This is a genomic window from Verrucomicrobiota bacterium (assembly GCA_016871675.1).
GTDB lineage: Bacteria > Verrucomicrobiota > Verrucomicrobiia > Limisphaerales > VHCN01 > VHCN01.
In genome coordinates this window covers 21,044-28,052 of record VHCN01000045.1, presented here as the reverse complement: position 1 = coordinate 28,052, position 7,009 = coordinate 21,044, and the positions used below count along the sequence as shown (strand labels likewise).

Below are 7,009 nucleotides of genomic sequence, written 5' to 3'. Positions count from 1 at the left end.
CCATGCTAAACTGATCGCACGGTTGGCGAGCAGGCAATAACGTGGACAAAGACCAAACTCATCATAAACCCGCCTCTCGCCGGTTCACGGCCGCACGCAGAGAAAGGCAAACACCATGAAGACCAACGTCCGCAATTCCCAAGGGGGCTTCACGCTCGTGGAAATCATGATCGTCGTGGCCATCATCGGCCTGCTCGCCGCGATCGCGATCCCGAACTTCGTGAAGGCCCGCACGTCGGCCCAGCAGAAGAGTTGCATCTCGAACCTCAAGCAGATCGACGGCGCAAAGGACCAGTGGGCGCTCGAATACAAGAAGGCCGCCACCGACACTTATCTGCTGACGGACGCCACGCTGCTCGCGTATCTCAAGGGATCGGTGCTTCCCTCCTGCCCTTCCGGTGGCAACTACACGGCTGGCGCGAACGTCGGCGCGAGTCCGACCTGTAACCTGGGCACCACCCTTGGCCACACCCTCTAGGTTGCTGACTCATTCCCTTCAGGGGGCTTGGGGCAAAGTGGCTCCAAGCCCCTCTTCATTTTCCAACCCGACGCGCGTCACAATTACTGCACCCCGGACGCGTCGATCGGATCTTTCTTCCACAGAACCTCGACAAGTGTCTGCCGGCGGGAAGACGAGAATCCAGAACTGGTGCGCGCAAGGGTCCGCCGGTGCTGACAGTGGATTCGCAGCGCGGGCCTATCTCCACTCGTTCAACCCCCGCTCATCGGCACTGGTGCCGTCGGGATTCAGCAACGCGAGAACCTCGCCGACAAGATACAACGAGCCCGTCACGACAACGAGCGGCTCGGCTTCTAGCCACAGGAGCGCCTGCCGGACCGAATCGAAGCACTTCACTTCTGCGGTGGAATTCGCCAGCCTGCAGTGCGCTGCAAGCGCGTCGGGCGCTGCGGTCCGCGCGCTCGCGACCCTCACCAACCCGATGCGTTGCGAGAGCGGCGCAAGTTGCGCACACATCGTCCCGCTGTCCTTGTCCTCCAGCATGCCGAGGACGAGCGCCGGGCGCGTGTCCGCCGAGAGGTCGCATATCGCACGTGCCAGGGCCTCGCACCCGGGCGTGTTGTGAGCCCCATCCAGCAGGAGTTTCTGGCCGGAACGTGCCGTCAAAGTCTGCAACCTCCCGGGCCAGTGGACGGATTCAACGCCCCGCCGCGTGGTTTCAGCGGGGATCGGGATGATCGTGCCAAGCGATTTCACCACCGCCACGGCCAGGGCCGCGTTCATCCGCTGGTGCGCGCCTGCGAGCGGCACGATCCAATGCTCCGGCAGGCACCGGCCTAGATTCGCCTCGCTCAAGACGTGCACAACCGCATTCAGCCGGACTGCGTGCGAGTGGATGACTGCAAGCGCCTCGGCATCCGCCGCGGCCGTGTGCACCGGCACGCCGGTCTTGATGATGCCGGCCTTCTCGGCGGCGATCGCCGCGAGCGTGGTGCCGAGCCATTGCTGATGGTCGAATCCGATGTTCGTGATGACGCTGGCGAGCGGCGTAACGATGTTCGTCGCGTCGAGCCGTCCGCCGAGGCCGGTTTCCCAGATGACGAGTTCGCAGCGCTGTTCCGCGAAGTAACGCAGCGCCATCACGGTGATGACTTCAAAGAACGTCGGATGCTGGTCACGGGGGAACCTGGCGAGCAGTGGTTGCAGTTCGGCGACGAGTCGCACGACGTCCGCCTCAGGGACGGGCTGCCGGTTGACCTGAATCCGCTCGCGAAATGAGACGAGGTGCGGCGAGGTAAAGAGCCCAACGCGCAGTCCGCCGTGGCGATAAATGGACTCGAGCATCGCGCACGTCGAGCCCTTGCCATTGGTGCCGGCGACGTGGATGAAGCGCAGGCTTCTGTGCGGATTGCCGGCCTGCGCGGCGAGGCGAAGGGTGTTTTCGAGCCCAAACTTCGCGCCGAAGAGCCGAAGCCCATAGAGGAACTCAATCGCGTCGCCGTAGGTCACAGCGGCTTCTGGTGCATGTGCTGGTGCACCGCGGCGATGAAGCCCTTGAAGAGCGGGTGCGGCGCGCTGGGTTTGCTCTGGAATTCGGGATGGAACTGGCTCGCGACGAGGAACGGGTGGTCCTTCAGTTCGATGAGTTCGACGAGCTTGCCGTCGGGCGAGGTGCCGGAAAAGTGCAAGCCGTTTTCCTCGAACGACGCGCGGTAGGTGTTGTTGAACTCGTAGCGGTGCCGGTGGCGCTCGTGAATCACGAAGGAGCCGTAGAGTTGCGCGGCCCTGCTGCCGACTTTGAGCTGGCAGGGTTGCGCGCCGAGCCGCATCGTGCCGCCTTTGTGGGAGATGTTTCGTTGCGCGTCGAGCAGGCAGATGACCGGATGCTGTGTCGTGTCGTCGAACTCGGTCGAGTGCGCGCCTTTCAAGCCGAGGACGTTTCGCGCAAACTCGATCGTCGCGATCTGCATGCCGAGGCACAAGCCCAGGTAAGGCAGCTTCTGCTCGCGCGCGTATTGCGCCGCCAGGATCTTCCCCTCGATGCCGCGCTCGCCGAAGCCGCCGGGGACGAGGATGCCGCCGAGTCCCCTTAGGATCTTCTCCGCGCCTTCCTTCTCGATTTCCTCGGCGTCGATCTTCTCGATCTCCACGCCGCAATCGTTCGCCACGCCGCCGTGCATGATCGCTTCGTAGACGGATTTGTAGGCGTCCTGCAGCTCGATGTATTTGCCGACGACACCGATGCGGACGCGGTGTTGCGGCGCGATGAGCTTGCGGATGATGTCCTGCCAGTGCGCCATGCTCGCGGGCGGCGCGTCGAAGTGCAGCAGGCGGCACACGAGGTCGTCCATCCGCTCGCGCTGGAGCATCAGCGGCACTTCGTAAATCGTGTGGTCCACGTCCTTCTCTTCGATGACAGCGTCGTAGGAGACGTTGCAGAAAAGGGAAATCTTCTGGCGCAGCGCCTTGTCGAGCGGGCGCTCACAACGGCAGACGAGCACGTGCGGAGCGATGCCGATTTCACGGAGCTTGGCGATGCTCTGCTGCGTGGGCTTGGTCTTGAGCTCGCCCGCGGCCTTGATGAACGGCACGTAGGTGACGTGCAGGAACAGCACGTTTCCCGGGCCGGCTTCGAGCGCAAATTCGCGGATGGCCTCGAGGAACGGCAACCCCTCGATGTCGCCGGTCGTGCCGCCGATTTCCGTGATGAGCACGTCAGCCTTTGACTGTTCGGCGATCAGGCGGATGCGGCGCTGAATCTCGTCCGTCACATGCGGGATGACCTGCACCGTCTTGCCCAGATACTTCCCCTCGCGCTCGTTGTTGAGGACCGTCTGATACACCTGCCCGCTCGTAAGGTTGTTGTAGCGCGTGAGCTTGGTGCTGGTGAATCGCTCGTAGTGGCCGAGGTCCAGGTCAGTCTCCGCGCCGTCGTCAAGCACGTAAACCTCGCCGTGCTGGAACGGACTCATCGTGCCGGGGTCGACGTTGAGGTATGGGTCGAATTTTTGCAGCGCGACCTTGATGCCGCGGTTCTCCAGCAGCGTGCCGAGCGCGGCCGCTGTCAGGCCCTTGCCCAACGAGCTCACCACGCCACCCGTGACGAAGATGTATTTCATGTTCCAACCGCCAGCATCGCCTCGGCCCGCGCCACATCCCCCGGCGCATCCACGCCCACGCTGTCGTAATCCACGCGCACGACGGCGATCGGGATGCCGCACTCAAGCGCGCGCAACTGCTCCAGCCTTTCGGCCGCCTCGAGCGGCGAAACCGGGCAGCGCACCAGCCTCAGCAGCGACTCGCGCCGGTAACCGTAGATCCCGAGGTGCTTCAAAAACGGAAACGCCGCCAGTTGTTCACCCGCGGAACGGCCGGCGGCATCTCGCACAAACGGAATCGTGCGCCGGGAAAAATATAAGGCGCGCCCGGCCGCGCTGACAACGACTTTCACGACGTTTGGATTGTCGTAATCCTCGACCCTGCGAATCGGGGTCGCGGCCGTGCTCATCTCGCACGTCGCCAGCGCGCCGGCCACCGCGTCAATCACCGCCGGATCAATCAGCGGTTCGTCGCCCTGCACGTTGATCACCGCGTCGCATTCGCAGCGCGCGGCAACTTCCGCGATGCGGTCCGAGCCGCTCGGGTGGTCCTCCCGCGTCATCTCCACGCGGCAGAAGATTCGCCCCACGTCGGCGATTCGGGCGTCATCCGTCGCCACGATCACTTCGCTCAACGACTTCGCCAGCCTGCATCGCTCCACCACGTGCTGCACGAGCGGCTTGCCTGCGATGGGGTGCAGCGCCTTGCCGGGAAACCTCGTCGAGGCGTAACGCGCTGGGATGATGCCGAGAATTCGCACGCGCCGATGAAACCACAGTGGCGCCGGGATGGAAGCTGCATCTGCCGGCGGTTCCGAACGTGACCCTCGCGGCTGGATTCAACTTTCAATCCAAGGGTCCAAAACAAGCCCGGGACTGCGTCGTGGATTTGAACCAGCACGAAACCCCGCTCGAATGAGATCCCATCCAAAACCCGCGCCTTGCCTCACAGGTTGTCTCACCGCGACGGCCAGCTTTGCGTCGCAGGACTCCGCGGCTGGCAAAGCAACGCGGGGCAGGAGACCGGCTTCGACCGGGTGCGCTTCACCGGCAAGCCCGTGGTGTCCGTGAGCGGGCTGAAGGTGGCACGGAACGGCGTGACGCTCACGTTCACGCCGCCGCTCGACACGTCCATCGCCGAGGACACCGGCAACTGGTCCGGGTCGCCGTGGAACTACAAACGCACCGGCCACTACGGCTCGCCGAAGGTCTCCGTCTCCGACCCCGCGCGCAACGGCACCGACCCGCTCGACATCACCGCCGCCATGCTCTCTGCCGACGGCAGGACGGTGACGTTGTCCATCGCAGACGTGAAACCGGTGATGCAGCAACTGCTGGCCTTCAAGCTCAAGACCGCCGACGGCGCCGCGGTCAACCAGCAGGTGCTGCACACGATCAACGCGTTGCCTTGAGCCTTCCGTCGGGTTGCGATAGAACCGTCCTGCGCGCCGCGCACCGATGAGCAAGTTGAAGCCCACACTTTTCGCCACCGTTCTTGCCGCCTTCACCTTCGCGCTCCTCGCGGCCCGCGCGCAGGCACCCGCCAAGTCCAAGCCCGAGGCGGGGCTGCTCCTGACCTTCACGTCCGGCGGAAAGTCCGACACCACGACCGCGCCAAACGTCTGGCTCCACGTCCCGGCCGGCCAATCCCCGACGCCATTTCTCGAACCGGGAACGTTCAGCGCCGCGTGGTCCGGCAACCTTGTCGTGGACCTGCGCGGTGACTTTTTCTTCCGCGTCGAACTCTCGGGCGGCGGATTCAAACTCGAGCTCAACGGCACCAACCTTCTCGATGTCGCCCACCCGGGGCCGGGAGTCGCGTCCTTCGCCACGACAAGACCGATCCGCCTCAGCAAAGGCGCGAACGTGCTCGGCGCTTCGTTCTCGTCCACGGCAGGCGACGCGACAGTCCGCTTGCAGTGGTCGGAGAAAGGCATCTTGTGGGAGCCGATCCCGCGGCAACTGCTCACGCGATCGCCGGCCGACGCCGCGCTCGCCCGGGCCGAGAAACTGCGGCTCGGCCGCGAAGGGGTGTTCGAATCGCGGTGCGTGAAGTGTCACGCGGTTCCGGCCGCGGACAACGGCGCGCCTGAACTCGCGATGGATGCGCCGTCCTTCGAGGGCATCGGCTCGCGCCGGCACTTCGCGTGGATGGCGTCGTGGATCCTCGACCCGAAGTCGCAACGCGCGACGGCGCACATGCCCAAGCTGCTGCACGGGGCGACGGCGAAAGACGACGCCGACGCCATCGCCGCCTTCCTCGCTTCGCTCCCGTCACCGGCTGCAGAGCAAGCCGCGCCATCCGACGCGGACGCCGTCGAGGCCGGCAAACAGCTCGCCGACAAACTCAAGTGCTGCGTCTGCCACGTCGTGCCCGGCAACGAACCGGAGCCCGGCAAGCTGCCCTTCAAGCAAGTCAACGCCAAGTTCCCGCCGAGCCGGCTCGCCGAGTTCATCCGGAATCCCGCCGAGCACTTCGCGTGGACGCGCATGCCGCGATTCAACATGACCGCGGAGGAGGCGCAGCACCTCGCCGCGTTCATCCGCTCGGACGCGCCGATGTTCAAGCAGCGCGGCGCGCCGACCGACGCCGCCACGCTTGCGCGCGGCAGACACCTGCTGCAGACCACCGGGTGCCTCAACTGCCACGCGCTCAAGTTGGAGAACCAATTCAAGGCCAGGCCGCTCGCGCAGCTTGCGGTCGCGGGCGAGCCGCTCGGCTGCCTTTCGCCGAAACCACCCGAGGGAGCCAGGCACCCGCGTTACGCGCAAGACGAGGCCGTGCGCGAGGCCGTGGTGGCGTTTCTCGCGGGAGACCGGGCGCCGCTCTCCCGTCTCGCGCCGGTCGAGTTCGCAGAGCGCCAATCACGGCAGTTGCAATGCACCGCCTGCCACGGCCAGCTCGAGGGCTTCCCCCCGCTCGAGCGCGTGGGCGGCAAACTGAAGCCCGAGTGGATGACGAAGCTCTTCGCCGGCACGCTAACTTACAAGCCGCGTCACTGGCTCGACCACCGCATGCCGTCCTTCGCCAGCCGCGCCGCGCCGCTCGCGGTGGGCCTCGCGATGAGCCACGGCTACGCCGCGACCACGCCCGTGGAGGGGCCGATCAACAACGAGCTTGTGCCCGTCGGCCAAAAACTTCTCGGCACCGACGGCGGCTTCTCCTGCACTTCGTGCCACAGCACCGGCCCGCAGAAGGCGACGCAGGTGTTCGAGGCGGAGGGATTGAATTTCGCGTATCCGGCGGAACGGTTGCAGCGCGACTACTTCGACCGCTGGATTCTCAATCCGCTCCGCATCGTGCCCACGACGAAGATGCCGGTGTATTTCGACGATGACGGCAGGAGCCCGCTCATGGACGTGCTCGGCGGCGACGCCCGGAAGCAACTCGACGCGCTCTGGCATTTCATGCGGCTCGGCGACAAAGTCACGCCGCCGCCCGTCCAGTAGG

The 7,009-nt window shown here is 65.2% G+C and carries 6 protein-coding genes; 3 read left to right on the top strand and 3 right to left on the bottom strand.

Features of this window, described 5'->3' with window-relative positions:
- Positions 1 to 115 precede the first annotated feature (115 nt).
- A complete protein-coding gene (locus tag FJ386_10505; GenBank protein ID MBM3877138.1) occupies positions 116 to 478 on the top strand; it encodes a prepilin-type N-terminal cleavage/methylation domain-containing protein in 363 nt (120 codons plus the stop codon).
- A 219-nt stretch (positions 479 to 697) separates the two neighbouring features.
- On the opposite strand, the gene FJ386_10500 is transcribed toward FJ386_10505, so the two are convergent.
- The 3 genes from FJ386_10500 to kdsB are packed head-to-tail and all read right to left on the bottom strand — an operon-like array spanning position 698 to position 4,319.
- Complete coding sequence (locus FJ386_10500; protein ID MBM3877137.1) at positions 698 to 2,440, bottom strand: bifunctional folylpolyglutamate synthase/dihydrofolate synthase; 1,743 nt, start codon at positions 2,438 to 2,440, stop codon at positions 698 to 700.
- Positions 1,966 to 3,579, bottom strand: coding sequence for a CTP synthase (locus tag FJ386_10495; GenBank protein MBM3877136.1), 1,614 nt, complete (start codon positions 3,577 to 3,579; stop codon positions 1,966 to 1,968). The genes FJ386_10500 and FJ386_10495 overlap by 475 nt, the downstream gene beginning before the upstream one ends.
- The gene (gene kdsB, locus FJ386_10490; protein MBM3877135.1) at positions 3,576 to 4,319 is read right to left on the bottom strand and encodes a 3-deoxy-manno-octulosonate cytidylyltransferase; all 744 of its coding nucleotides are present in this window, start codon (positions 4,317 to 4,319) and stop codon (positions 3,576 to 3,578) included. The genes FJ386_10495 and kdsB overlap by 4 nt, the downstream gene beginning before the upstream one ends.
- A 192-nt stretch (positions 4,320 to 4,511) precedes the next feature.
- Between kdsB and FJ386_10485 the strand changes: the two genes are divergently transcribed.
- Both FJ386_10485 and FJ386_10480 read left to right on the top strand, forming a co-directional pair.
- Positions 4,512 to 4,970, top strand: coding sequence for a hypothetical protein (locus tag FJ386_10485; protein ID MBM3877134.1), 459 nt, complete (start codon positions 4,512 to 4,514; stop codon positions 4,968 to 4,970).
- A gap of 46 nt (positions 4,971 to 5,016) precedes the next feature.
- Positions 5,017 to 7,008: a c-type cytochrome gene (locus FJ386_10480; GenBank protein ID MBM3877133.1), complete on the top strand. Its 1,992-nt coding sequence runs from the start codon at positions 5,017 to 5,019 to the stop codon at positions 7,006 to 7,008.
- The last annotated feature ends 1 nt before the right edge of the window (position 7,009 follow it).